Genomic DNA, 16,017 nt, shown 5'->3' with positions numbered 1-16,017 from the left:
CCGCACCACCTTTTACAACCCGGCACCGCCAGCAAGAAGGCCTGCGATATCCGTGACCAGCTTCCCGCCTTCAACACCGGCATTAAACGAGCCGCTGGCTCCGGCCTTCTGATACTCCGCTTCCATCTGGTCGATACGGTCAATGTAGGACTGTTTCACCGCATCCGAGACATTGCCCAGCACATCGCCGCTGTTAAACAGCGTCTTCAATGCTTCGTAGGTTTCCACCGGACTGTTGGCTGTTTTCACAATGCTGTCCACAGCGTCATACAGACCTGCCGGAACCCCGGCCACCATGCCCGCCGCAAAGCTGCCGTCCTGACCCAAGTCAATCGCCGTCCATTTCGCCTGTGCTCCCGCTTTGCAGGCTACTGTCTGGCATTCAGCAATTTCTTTCTCTTTCTGAGCCTGCTGTTTCTGACTCAGATAGTTATTCTCAACCGCATTCTTACCCGCCCCGGCACCGGCAGCACCACCGGCCGACGAGTCTGCCGCTATACCGCCCGCCAGCCCCGCCGCTATCTGGCTTAGAGTACTGACGGTCTGCTTCTGGCTTTCCGTCAGCTTGCTGATGTCGGTGTCAGGATACATTGCCGCCACGATCGCCCGTGCGGCCAGCTCACCGCCTGCGGCACCGGCGGCGCCAGCGCCGGCATTGCTGCCTGCTATCTGTGCCAGCACTGCGCCCGCCACGGCGTGCGCCATGGTGTTTGCCGCCAGGTTGGTGTTTTCCGTGCCGTCAGCATTGTAGGTTAAAGATGCTCGCTCACCCTGTATTTTAGTGGCGACTGCCTGGATGAGGCCGGATTCGGGACCGACACGCCGGTTAACGTGGCCGTAGAATAGGGGCAACTGGTGATCCGGCTTGTAACTGAGTAACAGGAAAGTGCTCCCGACTTTTGGCCGGGATCTATTATATATTAATCGTCGTATTTAAAATCGATATTAATCTTTAAGGTTTCTACATCTACTGTTACTTCACAACCATGCCAGAACGGCTTTTCTTGAGATTTAAAATTATCTATAAAATAATTTCTTAACTCCACAAGAAAATCAAATAAGTCACTGTTTGCTTGTGCCCCAGCCGAAAACCAATCAGTATCGCCTGTGTCTGCATTTATATAATCAAACTCACATTTACAATGATCATTTTCAGAAGACAGTTCTGCTCTCATGATAACTTTAGATGCATCTTCAGGCACAATAGATAGCAGTATTGAACCAATGTCATTATAAATCTCTTGATCAGTTCGCATCACTTACCACTGGTGCATTTTTAAACGTATCAGATATCGGCCTTCCGCCATTTATAGAATACTCTACATAGAACTTATCCAGCCTGAGGCTGCTACCAGTATAAGACGGCTGGATACGGACTTTTACCTCTTTTCCTTCATTTAATGCCTTAGTCCAGGTATTTTTCATCTGCTTCCAGGCCCTCTTATTCAGGTTTCCATCCATTGGTAACAGGTTTAATTTTTCTCAAGGGCCATTAAATATACTGGCTATTAAATGGCCACCTTCATCACCCGTATTTCCGCATTTTCCTGCTTTACATTGCTGATACCCATTACGATCATTTTTCGTCGGAGATAAAGTGCTTGCAGCAAGACTGGTTCGACCTTGTGCATCCGTATGGAAAGTTTTATCACCATCAACCTTATAAACCGTATTCGGCTCCGGCTTATTCATCGCTTTGTTCCAGGCTCCTTTCTTACCTGAGTCAACAACAACAATATTCTTACCTACCGTTCCAGCGGCAGGTTTCCCGCCTTTGCCCATTCCACCGGTAACAGCACCAAGAGCAGCAGTCGCTAAAATATCAGCCTGCTGATCGTCTATTCCGTAACGGGTTTTCAGTTGATTAGCAAATTCAGTACTGGAGACAACGCCTTCTGCCTCAATCTGCTGCGCCAGCAATGAAGACATATCATTCTTCATTTTTGACGGCACATTTGCACCCAGTACGCGATCTATCGCTTCACGTACCAGCATTCCATTAGCCGGGATATCACCGTACTTATCCTTACAGGCCAAAGGATTGGCAGAGCAGACCGCGATCATTTTCTGCTGCTGTTTTAGGCTCAGATCTTCCATTTCCTTCACGATCTGACCGCAGTCACCACGAGCGTCACACCCTTTCGCTCTTGCCGCAAAATCATCTATCTGCGGCACACTCAGCGAGTTATTCTCAACTAAAATCGGATACACCAGTGTCCGGCATATTAAGCGGGCTACCGGTATGACCACATACTACAGCCGCACGCCCAGCCTGCACCTGAAGGGCGACTGGCTGGCAGAGGCCGGATTCGGAACCGATACGCCGGTTACCGTGGCCGTTGAACAGGGGCAACTGGTGATCCGGCCTGCTGAGTAACTGGCAAAAAGATCCCGGCTCAATGGCCGGAATCTTTAGTTATTTAGGTAACCCTTTTTTGTCCTTACGCAATTGTTGCCTGACTTTTTCAATCAGGTTCACTATAACGATCCGGAAGTTTGTACCCTTCTGGTATTTCGGGCCAAGATTCTTGCTGATTTATCGTTACAACGTCATCAATAATATCTTGGTAAAGATTAGACATATTTAAAGATGCCATTCTTACCCTTGTTAATGCACACCTAATGGCCACCTGATCTTTTTCTTTTATAGTTTTTTCAAGCAGCTTAGTCGCCTTGAAAAAATCGGCCACATAGTTCTCATAATTTTCTACGACACCCGACTCAATGTTTATACCAGATGCTACTTTTTTCTCTGCCCACAGTGTGAGCAGACTACTTTTAAGCCTGCTTAAAGTTGACATCATTTTAATTTCCGTCCTTCGGCTTCTTGGGTTTTTCTTTCGTTTATAGAACCATCCAAATTCAGAACGGCCCTGAAGTTTCCTCGTTTATCAAAAACTTCAATATGATCCTTATGTAAACCATCCAGATAAAACTGGTCGCCTTTTTTAATATAATTGCCAACATTATCAGTGGCTTTGTAAATGGCTTGCCCCTGATACTGCTGATTGGTTTTTTGGGTGTTATCCTTAACTGTACTACCGAACCCCGGTTGTTTCAGGAATTCACCCATATTTCCAACAGCGTTTTTATTTGGTTCATAACCCTGACTTTCCATGTAATTTGGTAAATCAGGAACACCTTCAGTGTTACCAGGGCTTTGTTGAATAAATAAGATTTCTTGCGAACGACCCTGTAGCTGGCTGGATTTTCAGGCAATACGCACGCTTTCTGGCATCCCAGCCTTTGTCATCCTGTTCAACGCACGCACCATGGCCATAGCTTCCGCTACCTGACCATCGTAGTCACGCAGCGTCAGTGAATCTCCCAACAACTGCTTCATTCTGTACATTGCCGTTTCCGCTATCGAGCGACGGTTATATTCCGTTGTCCATTTCCACCGTGCATTGCTTCCGCTCAGCCGCTGATTAGCAACGGCACGGTTGCGGTCTGCGTACTCACCGGGCCAGTAACCTGCTCCTTTTCGGGGAGGAATAAGCGCGCTGATTTTTTTGCGGCGCAGTTCATCGTGACAGAGCCGGGTATCGTAAGCCCCGTCTGCCGCGGCTGCCCTGATTTTTCTGTGAGTCTGCCGGATAAGGCCCGGGAAGGCTTCTGAGTCCGTGACGTTATTCAGCGACAGGTCTGCACAGACAACTTCATGTGTGTTGCTGTCAACAGCAAGATGCAACTTTCGCCAGATACGACGGCGCTCTTTGCCGTGCTTTCTGACTTTCCATTCGCCTTCACCAAAGACCTTCAGCCCGGTGGAATCAATCACCAGGTGTGCGATTTCACCCCGGGTGGACGTTTTGAAACTGACATTAACCGACTTTGCCCGCTTACTGACACTGGTGTAATCCGGGCAGCGCAACGGAACGTTCATCAGGGCAAAAATGGAATCAATAAAACCCTGCGCAGCCCGCAGGGTCAGCCGGAATACGCGTTTAATCACCAGAACGGTGGTGATGGCGAGATCAGAATAGCGCTGGGGCCTTCCTCGTGATGAAGGCGTTGCCGACTCATACCAGGCCTGAATCGCCTCATCATCCAGCCAGAAAGTGAGGGAGCCACGGTTGATGAGAGCTTTGTTGTAGGTGGACCAGTTGGTGATTCTGAACTTTTGCTTTGCCACGGAATGGTCTGTGTTGTCGGGAGGATGCGTGATCTGATCCTTCAACTCAGCAAAAGTTCGATTTATTCAACAAAGCCTGTTACCAGTATTGTTTGGCAACTGCTCTAAAGACTGGTCCCCACCAGTGTGATTTGGTCCGGTAATAATCTGACTGCCACTATTACCGGTATGATTCGGTCCAGCATCAACCTGACCAGCATTGTTCCCTGTATGATTTGGCCCGGCATTAATCTGAGCATCATTATTCCCTGTATGCGAAGGCGCATACTTATCCTGCAACGAACTCAGGTATTTACCGGTTATCTCGTCATTGCCCATCATTTCCAGGGTAACAAGATGATCCAGTTCATCTGAGGTCATCTTATCCGCCACGTCCTTGATAGCTGCACCGGCAAGACCAGCTATCCCGGCTTTTGCGCTGATTTCCAGTAACTGCTCTGCAACCTTCGTCCTGCAAGGTGCAGCCATCGCACAGCCTCTTGCTACTAGGCTTAACGAGTTATTCTCCACCGCATTCTTACCCGCTCCGGCACCGGCAGCACCACCGGCCGACGAGTCTGCCGCTATACCGCCCGCCAGCCCTGCCGCTATCTGGCTTAGAGTACTGACGATCTGCTTCTGGCTTTCCGTCAGCTTGCTGATGCCGGTGTCAGGATACATTGCCGCCACAATTGCGCGTGCGGCCAGCTCACCGCCTGCGGCACCGGCTGCGCCGGCGCCGGCATTGCTGCCTGCTATCTGTGCCAGCACTGCGCCCGCCACCGCGTGCGCCATGGTGTTGGCCACCAGGTTGGTGTTTTCCGTGCCGTCAGCGTTTTGAGTGGTGGTTGCCTTTTTGATGGCGTTGGCGATGTAAGGAGCCATCGCCCCGCCCGCGGCTGCACCAAGGTTATTCGCACTCAGTCCACCCAGTGCACCCGCCACGGCGCTGGCAACCATCGAGTAAGTACCGCCGGTGCCCCACTGAGCCGCCACGGCTTTATAGCCTGCATCTTTCTGCACCAGCGCGCTGAACGCATCTTTTGACAGACTGGCGTTTTCCGGATTCTCTTTAAGCAGGCGGTCAGAGGTCTCCTTCGCTGCCGCGTCCAGCTTGCAGGCCCTGACGTCGCCGGCGACTTTGCCCGCCAGCTCCTGTACGCCCTGGGCAAACGCCATCTGACTGGCAACGTTTTCTTTATTGAATATTTTGTCGATATGGCCGTTGGCATTGTCCGTGTCATGACTCAGGCCGGCCACATCCTGCGTCTGGCGCTGCGTATCGCGCACGGTAAGCGAGCCATCCGCTACGGCCGAATGCGTGGTGCCGGAGGCGCTACCGCTCATGTTCACTACCGCCGGAAGCGCGCCGCCGCCAAACTGCTGGCCGGAGGCCATGCTGCTGTCATATCCGCCGCTGATGCCGATGGCGGTGCTGCTGGCGTGGTATGCAGCGTGATTCCCGATGCTGTCCCAGCCCAGCGTGCCGGTGGAGAGGCGGTTATCTGCCGCATCCGCAGTGGAAGCGATGACTGCGCCGTTCAACTGCGTATGGTTGCCGGCGTAGATGTCATAACCGCCGTCGCCGGCAAACAGCCCGCTCTGGTCACCGACGCTCGCGTACTCGCTGTTGATTTTAGATTTGCTGAGGCTCAGGCCAGCAGAGCCGGTCATGCTACCAAAGGTAAAGCTGAAGCCGCCGCTGGCGCTCTGCTGCTTGCTCTGATAGTTATCGGTATCCTGCAGGCTGGCCAGCGTAAGGTTGTTGCCCGCGTTAACGCTGATACTGTCGCCCAGTGCCTGGGCACCAGAGAGCAGCATGTCGTTACCACTGCTGAGGGTCAGGTTATCTTTGGCATTGACGCGGCTGTTGACGAACGTCGTACTGTTGCCGTTTTCCGCACCGCTGGCCATAAATCCGCTAGCCTGCACGCCAATACCGGTGCTTTGGCCAATAGCAATATGGACTCCGGCACTCCAGCCAGATGAATTATTGCTACTCTTCTGTTCGGTATTATTACTGGCGGCAACCAGATTAAGGTCGTGCGCGGCAGCCAGCGTGACGTTGTTGCCGGTGATCCCACTGCCTGCCAGTGTCAGATTGCCGCTGGTACCGTTGCCACCGGAGGCTACCACCGCGACGCTACCGCCCCCGCTGAGCGAACTGCCGCTGACGGTATTGCTATTATATTCCGATGAGGATTTGCTTTTGCTGGCACCGACGCTAAGAGCGATTTTTATGCCAGCCTCTTTCATGTTGCCATTAGCCAGCGCGGTGGCGGACTGCCCGGCAGCACCTGACATCGCCCAGCCGCTTTCCAGCATTTTCACGGCATTAAGCGCCTTGAGGCGATCATCACCTGCCTGACCCGCCTCCTTTGCCTGCGAGCCCAGACTGAGTAGCGCATCAGTAATCGGGCTGGTGAGCTGAAGCGTCAGGCCGCTCTGTTTCTGCTCATAGCTCTGACGACGTGTCAGCGTATCATTGCCCGGGTCGATAGTAACCGATCCGCCGACCAGGCTGATATCCTGCTTCGCAATCACATCTGAACCCGCCACATGCGCATCGCGTCCGGCAACCAGAGTGACATTCCCCCCCGTGCTTCCTACTGTGCTGGCACTCTGGCTTTGGGTCGTACCATCCAGTTTCAACTGCTGTTTCGACGAGGCGCTGCCAAACGTGACGCCGATACCGCCGCTGCTGAGCATGCCACTCTTTTTGGTTTCACTCAGACGATAGCGGGTCTGGCTCTCAGTAGCCGCTGCGAGGGTAAGATCGTTACCGGCTTTCAGGCCCACATCACTTTCGCCAATCACCGATGAACCTTTTACCGTCAGGTCATTACCCGCAATGATCGACACCCGATCACCGCTCAGCTGTGAGCCTTTTTCGACAGTTGAACTCTCTTCGCTGATGGTGTGAGTCGTTTTCTTGCTGAAAAGCCCTTTTTTGGTCTTTGTTGAATCGCTGGGTGAACTATTAATTGTTACGCTGAGGGTATTTCATCGGATGTCAGAATTTACTGTAATTATTAACCAATCATTTACCAGAATTTCTTTCTCCCGACAGATTAGTGGTAGAGATAACGCGAATATCCGCCTTGAAAAGCGCAAAAAACAGTACCAGCCTGGCGCTGGTGGGTTTTGACGTTTAATCGCTACCACAGCGAAAATCAGGGTTTACCGACTGATTCCGACATTGCTGCGTAATGACGAGTCGCATGCTCCTGGCTTTACCCGTCAGAAATATTATATTCATATAAATCAATGCATTGATTGCCAATAAGCTTTCATCGTCGCCAATTGTGATGAAATTGTGATCTGCCTCGCCAATCACATTCATCATGTGTTGTTATATTTGTTATGAGTCATCTCGTTACTAAATCATTTGGCTGATTATCCATGACCCGCGCCGTTCAGGGACATGCGGCTTTCTGCTGGCGTTATTTCGACGAGCTGCTCGTAACCCTACAACCCTGAAAATTAAAAAAGGTAACGATATGGAAAGCCAGGATCTGCAACGCAAGCTCGGCTTCTGGGCCGTGCTGGCAATTTCCGTCGGAACCACCGTCGGTTCCGGTATCTTCGTTTCGGTGGGTGAAGTTGCAAAAGCGGCGGGCACGCCGTGGCTTACCGTGCTGGCATTTGTTATTGGCGGGCTTATCGTCATTCCCCAGATGTGTGTCTATGCGGAACTCTCTACTGCCTATCCTGAGAACGGCGCCGATTATATTTACCTGAAAAACGCCGGCAGTCGTCCGCTGGCATTTCTGTCTGGCTGGGCCAGCTTCTGGGCGAATGATGCGCCGTCACTCTCGATCATGGCGCTGGCGATTGTCAGTAATCTGGGCTTTCTGATCCCACTCGATCCGCTGAGCGGCAAGCTGGTAGCGACCGGGCTGATTCTGGCTTTTATGTTGCTGCATCTGCGTTCGGTAGAAGGCGGAGCCACCTTTCAGACGCTGATCACCATCGCCAAAATCATTCCTTTTGTCATCGTGATCGGCATCGGTATCTTCTGGCTAAAAGGTGACAACTTTGTCGTCGCGCAGAGTACGGTAACGACCAGCGCGACAGCAGGCTTTATGGCACTGCTGGCGGGAATTTCAGCCACCAGCTGGTCCTATACCGGCATGGCGTCGATCTGTTACATGACCGGCGAAATCAAAAATCCGGGCAAAACGATGCCACGCGCCTTGATTGGATCCTGCCTGCTGGTTCTGGTGCTCTACTCGCTGTTAGCGCTGGTGATTTCAGGGCTAATGCCGTTCGACAAACTGGCTGCATCCGAAACGCCGCTCTCCGATGCTCTCACCTATATACCGGCGCTCGGTAGCGTAGCGGGTATTTTTGTCGCGGTGACGGCCATTATTGTCATCCTCGGCTCGCTCTCCAGCTGTGTGATGTATCAGCCCCGGCTGGAATATGCGATGGCCAAAGACAAGCTGTTTTTCAAAAGCTTTGCTCACGTTCATCCCCGATTCAACACGCCGGATGTCTCGATCATTTTGCAATGCGCACTCGGTATTTTCTTTATCTTCGTTTCCGATCTCACCAGCCTGCTCGGCTACTTTACGCTGGTAATGTGTTTTAAAAACACCCTCACCTTCAGCTCCATCATCTGGTGTCGCAAACGCGACGATTACAAACCGCTGTGGCGCACGCCCGCCTTCGGTCTGATGACCTTCGCCGCTATCGCCTCCAGCCTGATTCTTGTGGCGTCTACCTTCGTATGGGCGCCTGTTCCGGGGCTTATCTGCGCCCTGATTGTCATCGCTACCGGTCTGCCCGCTTACGCCTTCTGGGAAAAGCGCAATCGCCGTCTGGCTCACGTTTCTTAACCCTGTCTGGAGAGTTGTTTCATGTTGAATATTGATAAACGCAGTGTGGATTTTCTGGTAACTGAAAATATGGTACCGGAAGTTGAAAAGATTCTGGAACGGGATGTGCCGCGCGTTGACGCCATGGTTGATGAGATGGTACAGCGCGGAATCGATCGCATCTACTTCGTTGCCTGCGGGTCACCGCTCAATGCCGCCCAGACGGCAAAGCACCTCGCCGATCGCTTCTCCAGCCTGCAGGTTTATGCGCTGTCCGGCTGGGAATTTTGCGATAACACACCGCATCGTCTCGATGCGCGCTGCGCGGTTATTGGCGTCTCGGATTACGGTAAAACCGAGGAGGTGATTAAGGCGCTGGAGTTGGGTGCGGCCTGCGGTGCGTTCACGGCTGCCTTCACTAAACATCACGACAGCCCGATTACCCAGGCGGCTGACCATGTTCTGGCCTATGAAGCGGATTGTATCTGGGAGATACACCTGCTGCTCTGCTACAGCGTGGTGATCGAAATGATTACCCGTCTCTCACCGCATACCGAGATCGGCAAAATCAAAAATGACCTGCGTAAGTTGCCGCAGGCGCTGGGGCATCTGGTGCGCACATGGGAAGATAAAGGCCGTCAGTTTGGCGAACAGGCGAGTCAGTGGCCGATGATCTATACCGTATCGGCCGGTCCGCTGCGTCCACTCGGCTATAAAGAGGGCATTGTCACCTTAATGGAATTTACCTGGACGCACGGTTCGGTGATTGAGAGCGGTGAGTTTCGTCACGGGCCGCTTGAAGTCGTCGAGCCTGGCGTACCTTTCCTGTTTTTGCTGGGCAGCGATGAGAGTCGTCATACCACCGAGCGGGCAATTCGCTTCGTGCGCGAGCGCACCGATAAGGTGATCGTGATTGATTATGCGGAGATTTCTCAGGGACTGCATCCGTGGCTGGCACCTTTCCTGATGTTCGTCCCGATGGAGTGGCTCTGCTACTACCTCTCTATTTATAAAGATCATAACCCGGACGATCGCCGTTATTACGGCGGATTGGTTGAGTATTAATCCTTTTGCCCGGCCTGATGAGGGCCGGGCGTAGCGACCAGGAGAAGCGAAATGAAAAAGGATAATGCAGCTGAAGGTGCAACAGCGCAGCCTGACGGGATGATGCGGTTGGCGACGGTAGGCGATAACTGCGTGGATATCTATCCTCAACTCAACAAAGCCTTTTCCGGCGGTAACGCGGTGAATGTCGCGGTCTACAGCAGACGTTACGCCATGCAGTCTGCCTGCGTGAGCTGGGTCGGTGACGATGCGTATGGCGCGCTGCTGAAGCGCGACCTGCTGCAACAGGGTGTCGATATTTCGCATCTTCACACTAAAGCTGGCGTGACCGCGCAGACCCAGGTTGAGCTGCGCGACAACGACCGCATTTTGGGCGATTACACCGAAGGCGTTATGGCGGATTTTACGCTGACTAATGAAGATCTGGCATGGCTTAACGGCTTTGATATGATCCATTCGGCTGTCTGGGGGCATGCGGAATCGGCGCTGCCGGCGTTAAAAGCGGCGGGCAGGATCGTCTCCTTCGACTTTGCCGATAAATGGGAAAACCCGCTGTGGCAGAGTTTACCGCCGCATCTTGACTACCTGTTTGCGTCGGCGCATGTCGAATCGGCCTGGCTACGTGACCGACTGCAAACCGTAGTAGAGTGCGGCGCGGGCGTCGCGATTGCCACGCTGGGCGAAAATGGCAGTCTCGCCTGGGATGGTAAGCAGTTCTGGCGTATGCCGCCTGAACCGGTGAGCGTGGTGGATACGATGGGGGCCGGTGATTCTTACATTGCTGGCTTTCTCTGCGCGGTTGCTGCCGGCCTGCCGATCGTAAAGGCCATGCAGCAGGGATCGTGCTGTGCCGCCCGCACACTGCGCTATCATGGCGCCTGGTAATCCCTGCGTTGGCGTGACGCTGGGCGCGCCAACCCCTATGACTCCGCCCTAAAGCCTCCTATAATCACCTCCACTGTTTCCAACTGTCAGGGTCGACTCATGCCAGCGACGGCGCGATATTCACATCAATTGCTCTATGCCACGGTACGTCAGCGCCTGCTGGATGATATTGCGCAGGGCACTTACCTGCCGGGCCAGCAAATCCCGACCGAAAGCGACTTATGCAGCTTGTATAACGTCAGCCGCATTACCATTCGTAAGGCGATAACCGAGCTGGTTAACGATGGCGTATTGATCCGCTGGCAGGGGAAAGGCACCTTTGTGCAGAGCAAAAAAGTTGAGAACGCGCTGCTTACGGTGAGCGGTTTCACTGATTTCGGCGTCTCGCAGGGAAAACCGACGCGTGAAGAGGTGATTGAACAGGAACGTGTCAGCAGTGATCCCTTCTGCGAAAGGCTTAATATTGCTGGCAATGGCGAAATGTTTCGCCTGCTGCGGGTGATGTATCTTGATAACGAGCCGCTGTTTATCGACTGTTCGTGGATCCCCCTCTCGCGGTATCCCGGCTTTGATCAGGTTTATCGCGTCGGTGCGTCAACCTATAAACTTTTCCATGAAAAATATGACAGCCGCGTGGTCAGCGACAAAAAAACCATCGATATTTTCACCGCCACCAAAGCCGCAGCGCTCAGACTGCAGTGCGAACTGGGCGAACCGCTGTTTCGCATCAGTAAGATCGCTTACGACCAGCACGACAAACCGGTGCACTATTCAGAGCTGTTCTGTCGGGCAAACCGTGTAAGCCTGACAATTGATAACCATCGTCACTGAAAATCGCCGTATCGGCTGGGATGATGCTGAACCCAACCCTGAAGCTACATCGCGTCTGGATACCAGCCGCACGAGATCGCGTCTGGATGATCCCGCTATTCCAGAGCTGCGACACAATTACCGCCAGCGTGACGGAATGGATGTCGCTCACCCGGATGTGGCGTTACTGCACCAGGTGAGCTGACCGGCTTCGGCTACCTCAATTCAGCGCCTCACTGGCCGCTTTGGCAATGGCAATTTCATTTGGGTTGGCTGAGCCGCTGACGCCAACCGCACCGGTGACCTGACTATTCAGGGTGACCACCGACCCGCCGCCCAGCGGCACCATTCCCGGCAGCGTGGCGATGGCAGGTTCAGCGCCATTGGCACGCGCCATGTAGCGATCGGTTGAGGTGCGATAAAGCGCGGCGGCACGTCCTTTCTGGATCGAAGAGTCGATACAGCCGATTGGCGCATTATCCATTCGCTTAAACGCCAGCAGTTGGCCCGATTGATCCAGCACCGCGATGCAAACCTGCGCATTCAGGGTTTGCGCCTGCTTTTCAGCCCGGGCAATCATGTGCTGTGCATCTTCAGCGCTGAGGATCGTCTGGGTCAGGGTGGCATCAGCCGTCGCTGTCCAGAGCGTGGCGAGCATGCAGAGCGAGGTACAAAGTGTTTTCTTCATTGTTTCTCCTTTTACCGGTTCATTTTTTTGGCGCGATACTGCTTCAGCAGCAGGCAGATAAGCAGCAGCACCAGCAGACACAAAACGATCCACGGCGCGCGCTGCAGCCAGGGGTTGTTTTTAGGCTGTAGCAATACCTTTTCTACCTGCGCTTCGGTGACAGATTGATCGGGCTTACCAAATCGGGTTGAAACGTAATCCAGCAGGCGTGTCAGCTCGCCACGGCTCATCTGATGGGCGAAGGCAGGCATAAAAGCGTGCCCGGCCTCGGTGGTACGATTGACCCCTTCAGCAACGGTCATAATCAGATTGGCGGGATCGGCCGCGATCACTGCAGAGCTGCCGGTTAATCGCGGAAAGGATTGCGGATTATCGTGAGTGCCTTCGCCCTCTGCCCCATGACAGCTGGCGCAGGCGGCATTGTAGAGCTGCGCCCCACTCAGATGATTGCCGGATATCGCATCCTCAAGCGTTGCCGCCGGCCCGGATTCAACCGACACCACGTTAAACTTGTCCGGCGCGGAAAGAGCCTGAGGTTTTGCCGGCGCTTCTCCCAGCGTTAACAGATAGCGGGCAATAGAGTGACGGTCATTATCAGTAAGACGTGAGAAGGAATTCTCTACGGCAGTGCCCATTTCACCCGCCGCAATGGCTTTGCCCGGCAGCGAGCCGGTTTTGAGATAGGTGGTCAGCGCCTGTTCTGACCAGTCATACAAATGGGCCTGGGTCAGATCGGGGGCATTCCAGCTGCCGACTTCGCCTCCACGCAAAAAGCTCCCGCTTTTCTCTGCCATCATCAGGTTGCGTGGTGAATGGCAACTGCCGCAGTGCCCCAGCGTTTTCACCAGATATTCACCGCGCGTTGTGCTGATTTGATCAGGACTTCCGGCGGGCAGGGCTTCCTGAGACAGAAACAGGGCATTCCAGACGGACATCATCGATCTGACAGAGAACGGAAATGGAAGCTGCGTCTCAGGCACGCGGTGATCTTCCGCCGGTACGCCGTAAATCAAGTAGTTATAGAGTGCGTCAATGTCCGCATCGGTCATCGATGCGAAGGCGGTGTAAGGCATTGCCGGATAGAGATAACCGCCATCCGGTCGTCGGCCTTCCCGCATTACGCGCCGAAAGTCGCTCAGTGAATAACGGCCAATGCCATTCAGCCGTGAGGGAGAAATATTGGTGGCGATGATATCGCCCAGAGGAGATGAGATCCGGTAACCGCCAGAAAAGGGGTTGCCGTTATCGGGATTGCGGTGGCAGGCCGAGCAATCACCTGCAATCGCCAGATATTCACCGCGCTTAAGCGTCGCCTCATCAGGGGTTGCCCGCACCAGCACCGGAAGCAGCAACAGAAAGACCAGCGTCATTCGCATCATTACAACTCCCGAATCAGGGTGTCAGCCAGACGGAGCGCCAGCGCGATGCCGGTCAGCGTCGGATTCACCGTGGCTGAGGTTGGCATGACCCCGGTGGTGGCGAGAAACAGATTCGAATGATCCCAGCTGCGACAGTGCGCATCGACCACCGAGTCGCGTGGGTTGTCGCCCATAATCGTGGTGCCCATGATGTGATACTGATTACGCCATCCTGTGGGTGCCTCAACTATTTCGCCATTAAAGGCCATCAGAAAATTAGCGAAATCCCGGTAAGCCTGTGCACGCATGCCGCGGACATAACCGTCCAGCTGATAGTTCACCTGCAGCATGGGTAGTCCGATAGCATCACGCCGGCTCGGGTGCGGAATCACGCGATTGGTGGGGCTGGGCAGAGTTTCACTCATGGTGCTGATGTTCATGATGCGCGAAGCGCGATCGCGAATCGCCGCATCAAGTTCACGTCCCATCAGCCCTTGCTTTAGCAGTGACGGTGTCACGTCAATATTCGGCACCAGATTGCGCAACGAATAGCGAATGGCAGAGTGTTGGGCACGGCTCGGCTCATCGCGTCGGGTGGCAATACTGCCGTGCTGAACGGAACCACGGCCTGTCCAGAGGGGTTCATCCGCCAGAAACGTCATGCTTAAACCGGTGTGATCCATCAGATTGCGGCCAACCTGATCGGAACTGTTCGCCACCTCCGACATCAACAGCAATTTTGCAGTTTCCAGCCCATGGGCAGCCACGATGAATTTTTTCGCGCGGAGTCGCACATTACGGCCGTCAGGTTTGCGGTAGTGCACCGCGACGATCTGATTGCTAGCGCCCTTCTCCAGCTGCCAGGCGACCGATTCAGTGCGCAGATCAACGCCCAGCGCCACCGCTTTATCGACATGCATATCACCGGAATACATGGCACCGATGGGACAAACCGGTTCGCAGTTGTTGTTGCCGGCACAGGCTGGACGACCATCGTAAGGCTGCGAAATCCGGGCATGCGGTTCATGTATCACCTGGTAACCGAGCGGCCCAAGTCTGGCCTGCATCCGTTGCACCATGTAGGGTTTGGCTTCCGGCGGCAAAGGATAAGGCGCGGAACGCGGTGGCCATGCCGTCCGGCCCTGACCGCTTTGATCCTCATCAGCGCTGCCCACTACGCCAATTTCACGCTCGGCGAGAAGATACCAGGGTTCGAGATCGTCATAATCGATCGGCCAGTCGCGGCCAACGCCGTAAACGCTTTTTAGTTTGAAATCATTCGGCAGCAGCCGCCAGCAGGCGGATGCCCAGTGGCGGGTACTGCCGCCAGCCACTTTCAGAAAGCTGGTGACATACTGAAAATCCGCATCGCCGTGCGCCTCAATGTAGCCATCGGTATAACTATTGGGTGCCCAGGGCAGGTTCGGATAAGGCGCGCACCAGTTACGCTTGCTGGCGCTGTTGCGGTAATTTTCTACCACTTTCCAGCGCGGAATGTAGGGTCCCGCCTCCAGCATAATCACCGACTTGCCGGCTCTGGCCAGTTGACAGGCTGCGTTGGCGCCCAGTGCGCCAGAGCCAATAATCACCACGTCGGCATCATACTGCGTCATGATTTACGTCCTCTGCATGGCTCAGCAGACGCACCGCATCGGCATGGGTTCTGGCTCGCCCTTCCACCATCGCCAGCCATTCGGGCTGCGGCTCGGTGATAACGCGGGCTGCACGCGGTGAGTCGGTGCCCCAGGCGGTGATGTTTTCCGGCATCGGGGGCGCAGTTACACCCTCTGGCACCGCCTGCCAGTAATCATGTCCGCGCTGCGAATAGGAGGGGCGTGGCGTAATACTGGCCGTTGGCTCATACATCAATGCCGAGAGGAACGTGACAAACTGCGCGTCGTCAGTGGCGCGGGTAGTGGCAGGATTACCGGTATAGCCCAGATACCACGGCGTGATAATGGACAGCGCGGTTGTAACCTCCTCTTCAGAGAGCTGCGCGAGACGCTCTTCCGGCGACAGGTGGATATGGCGACGTAAGCGTTCAGCCAGCCGCGTAAGTTGCTGGTCAAAATCGTGCGTCTGGCGGGATAGCAACAGATAGAGACGCTGACTGATGGCCGGATCCAGTCCCTGTCGACCCGTTAAGGTCTGGCTGACAAAAAGTAATGTCTCTTCACTGCCGGGACCGGCCAGCGCAGCAGGCATGATAGCGGGCACGCTGATAATGACGCTTGATGAAATCATCATGCGCAGGAATGTACGCCTGTTCATTTTTCC

16 protein-coding genes and 1 pseudogene are annotated in these 16,017 nt (G+C 54.2%); 6 read left to right on the top strand and 11 right to left on the bottom strand.

Annotation, left to right across the window (positions count from 1 at the left end; genetic code table 11):
- Nucleotides 1-12: 12 nt before the first annotated feature.
- The 3 genes and pseudogenes from ACLIBF_RS22770 to ACLIBF_RS22760 all read right to left on the bottom strand — a co-directional run bounded on the left by ACLIBF_RS22770 (nucleotide 13) and on the right by ACLIBF_RS22760 (nucleotide 1,929).
- Nucleotides 13-852, bottom strand: a complete 840-nt coding sequence (locus ACLIBF_RS22770; RefSeq protein WP_448310744.1) for a VENN motif pre-toxin domain-containing protein — start codon at nucleotides 850-852, stop codon at nucleotides 13-15.
- Nucleotides 853-920: 68 nt separating this feature from the next.
- Nucleotides 921-1,256 carry an immunity protein YezG family protein gene (locus ACLIBF_RS22765; protein WP_448310743.1) on the bottom strand — a complete coding sequence of 112 codons (336 nt, stop codon included), beginning with the start codon at nucleotides 1,254-1,256 and terminating at the stop codon, nucleotides 921-923.
- Nucleotides 1,246-1,929: pseudogene (locus tag ACLIBF_RS22760) on the bottom strand (DNA/RNA non-specific endonuclease). Before ACLIBF_RS22760 ends, ACLIBF_RS22765 begins: the two are co-directional and overlap by 11 nt.
- A gap of 313 nt (nucleotides 1,930-2,242) precedes the next feature.
- Between ACLIBF_RS22760 and ACLIBF_RS22755 the strand changes: the two are divergent.
- Nucleotides 2,243-2,377 carry a SymE family type I addiction module toxin gene (locus ACLIBF_RS22755; RefSeq protein ID WP_448310742.1) on the top strand — a complete coding sequence of 45 codons (135 nt, stop codon included), beginning with the start codon at nucleotides 2,243-2,245 and terminating at the stop codon, nucleotides 2,375-2,377.
- A gap of 88 nt (nucleotides 2,378-2,465) precedes the next feature.
- On the opposite strand, the gene ACLIBF_RS22750 is transcribed toward ACLIBF_RS22755, so the two are convergent.
- The 4 genes from ACLIBF_RS22750 to ACLIBF_RS22735 form a co-directional block, all read right to left on the bottom strand.
- Entirely contained in the window at nucleotides 2,466-2,804 is a 339-nt protein-coding gene (locus ACLIBF_RS22750) for a hypothetical protein (RefSeq protein WP_448310741.1), read from the bottom strand.
- The gene (locus ACLIBF_RS22745; RefSeq protein ID WP_448310740.1) at nucleotides 2,801-3,118 is read right to left on the bottom strand and encodes a hypothetical protein; all 318 of its coding nucleotides are present in this window, start codon (nucleotides 3,116-3,118) and stop codon (nucleotides 2,801-2,803) included. The genes ACLIBF_RS22750 and ACLIBF_RS22745 overlap by 4 nt, the downstream gene beginning before the upstream one ends.
- 93 nt (nucleotides 3,119-3,211) lie before the next feature.
- Complete coding sequence (locus ACLIBF_RS22740; RefSeq protein ID WP_001118645.1) at nucleotides 3,212-4,135, bottom strand: IS5 family transposase; 924 nt, start codon at nucleotides 4,133-4,135, stop codon at nucleotides 3,212-3,214.
- Nucleotides 4,136-4,201: 66 nt separating this feature from the next.
- Nucleotides 4,202-7,030 (bottom strand): hemagglutinin repeat-containing protein, encoded by a 2,829-nt coding sequence (locus ACLIBF_RS22735; RefSeq protein WP_448310787.1) that lies wholly within the window; start codon nucleotides 7,028-7,030, stop codon nucleotides 4,202-4,204.
- A gap of 584 nt (nucleotides 7,031-7,614) precedes the next feature.
- Between ACLIBF_RS22735 and frlA the strand changes: the two genes are divergently transcribed.
- From frlA to ACLIBF_RS22710, 5 genes are all read left to right on the top strand, one after another.
- Nucleotides 7,615-8,955, top strand: coding sequence for a fructoselysine/psicoselysine transporter FrlA (frlA, locus tag ACLIBF_RS22730; RefSeq protein ID WP_089562206.1), 1,341 nt, complete (start codon nucleotides 7,615-7,617; stop codon nucleotides 8,953-8,955).
- A gap of 21 nt (nucleotides 8,956-8,976) precedes the next feature.
- Complete coding sequence (frlB, locus tag ACLIBF_RS22725) at nucleotides 8,977-9,999, top strand: fructoselysine 6-phosphate deglycase (protein ID WP_448310739.1); 1,023 nt, start codon at nucleotides 8,977-8,979, stop codon at nucleotides 9,997-9,999.
- Nucleotides 10,000-10,098: 99 nt separating this feature from the next.
- Entirely contained in the window at nucleotides 10,099-10,884 is a 786-nt protein-coding gene (gene frlD / locus ACLIBF_RS22720; RefSeq protein WP_152659118.1) for a fructoselysine 6-kinase, read from the top strand.
- A 99-nt stretch (nucleotides 10,885-10,983) separates the two neighbouring features.
- On the top strand, nucleotides 10,984-11,715 hold the full coding sequence (locus tag ACLIBF_RS22715) for a GntR family transcriptional regulator (protein ID WP_448310738.1): 732 nt from the start codon (nucleotides 10,984-10,986) through the stop codon (nucleotides 11,713-11,715).
- Complete coding sequence (locus ACLIBF_RS22710) at nucleotides 11,696-11,899, top strand: hypothetical protein (protein WP_031378110.1); 204 nt, start codon at nucleotides 11,696-11,698, stop codon at nucleotides 11,897-11,899. Before ACLIBF_RS22715 ends, ACLIBF_RS22710 begins: the two co-directional genes overlap by 20 nt.
- Before the next feature lie 15 nt (nucleotides 11,900-11,914).
- On the opposite strand, the gene ACLIBF_RS22705 is transcribed toward ACLIBF_RS22710, so the two are convergent.
- Genes ACLIBF_RS22705 through ACLIBF_RS22690 form a run of 4 tightly spaced genes read right to left on the bottom strand, consistent with a single transcriptional unit; the run spans nucleotide 11,915 to nucleotide 16,011 of the window.
- On the bottom strand, nucleotides 11,915-12,382 hold the full coding sequence (locus ACLIBF_RS22705) for a GlcG/HbpS family heme-binding protein (protein ID WP_031378109.1): 468 nt from the start codon (nucleotides 12,380-12,382) through the stop codon (nucleotides 11,915-11,917).
- An 11-nt stretch (nucleotides 12,383-12,393) separates the two neighbouring features.
- A complete protein-coding gene (locus ACLIBF_RS22700) occupies nucleotides 12,394-13,761 on the bottom strand; it encodes a c-type cytochrome (RefSeq protein ID WP_052720639.1) in 1,368 nt (455 codons plus the stop codon).
- Nucleotides 13,761-15,353: a GMC family oxidoreductase gene (locus ACLIBF_RS22695; RefSeq protein WP_448310737.1), complete on the bottom strand. Its 1,593-nt coding sequence runs from the start codon at nucleotides 15,351-15,353 to the stop codon at nucleotides 13,761-13,763. The genes ACLIBF_RS22700 and ACLIBF_RS22695 overlap by 1 nt, the downstream gene beginning before the upstream one ends.
- Nucleotides 15,340-16,011: a sugar dehydrogenase complex small subunit gene (locus ACLIBF_RS22690; RefSeq protein WP_448310736.1), complete on the bottom strand. Its 672-nt coding sequence runs from the start codon at nucleotides 16,009-16,011 to the stop codon at nucleotides 15,340-15,342. Before ACLIBF_RS22690 ends, ACLIBF_RS22695 begins: the two co-directional genes overlap by 14 nt.
- Between the last annotated feature and the right edge of the window lie 6 nt (nucleotides 16,012-16,017).

The organism is Pantoea sp. PGP6 (assembly GCF_053474785.1).
The sequence above is the reverse complement of the archived record's forward strand: the minus strand, read 5'-3'. Positions and strand labels throughout refer to the sequence as shown.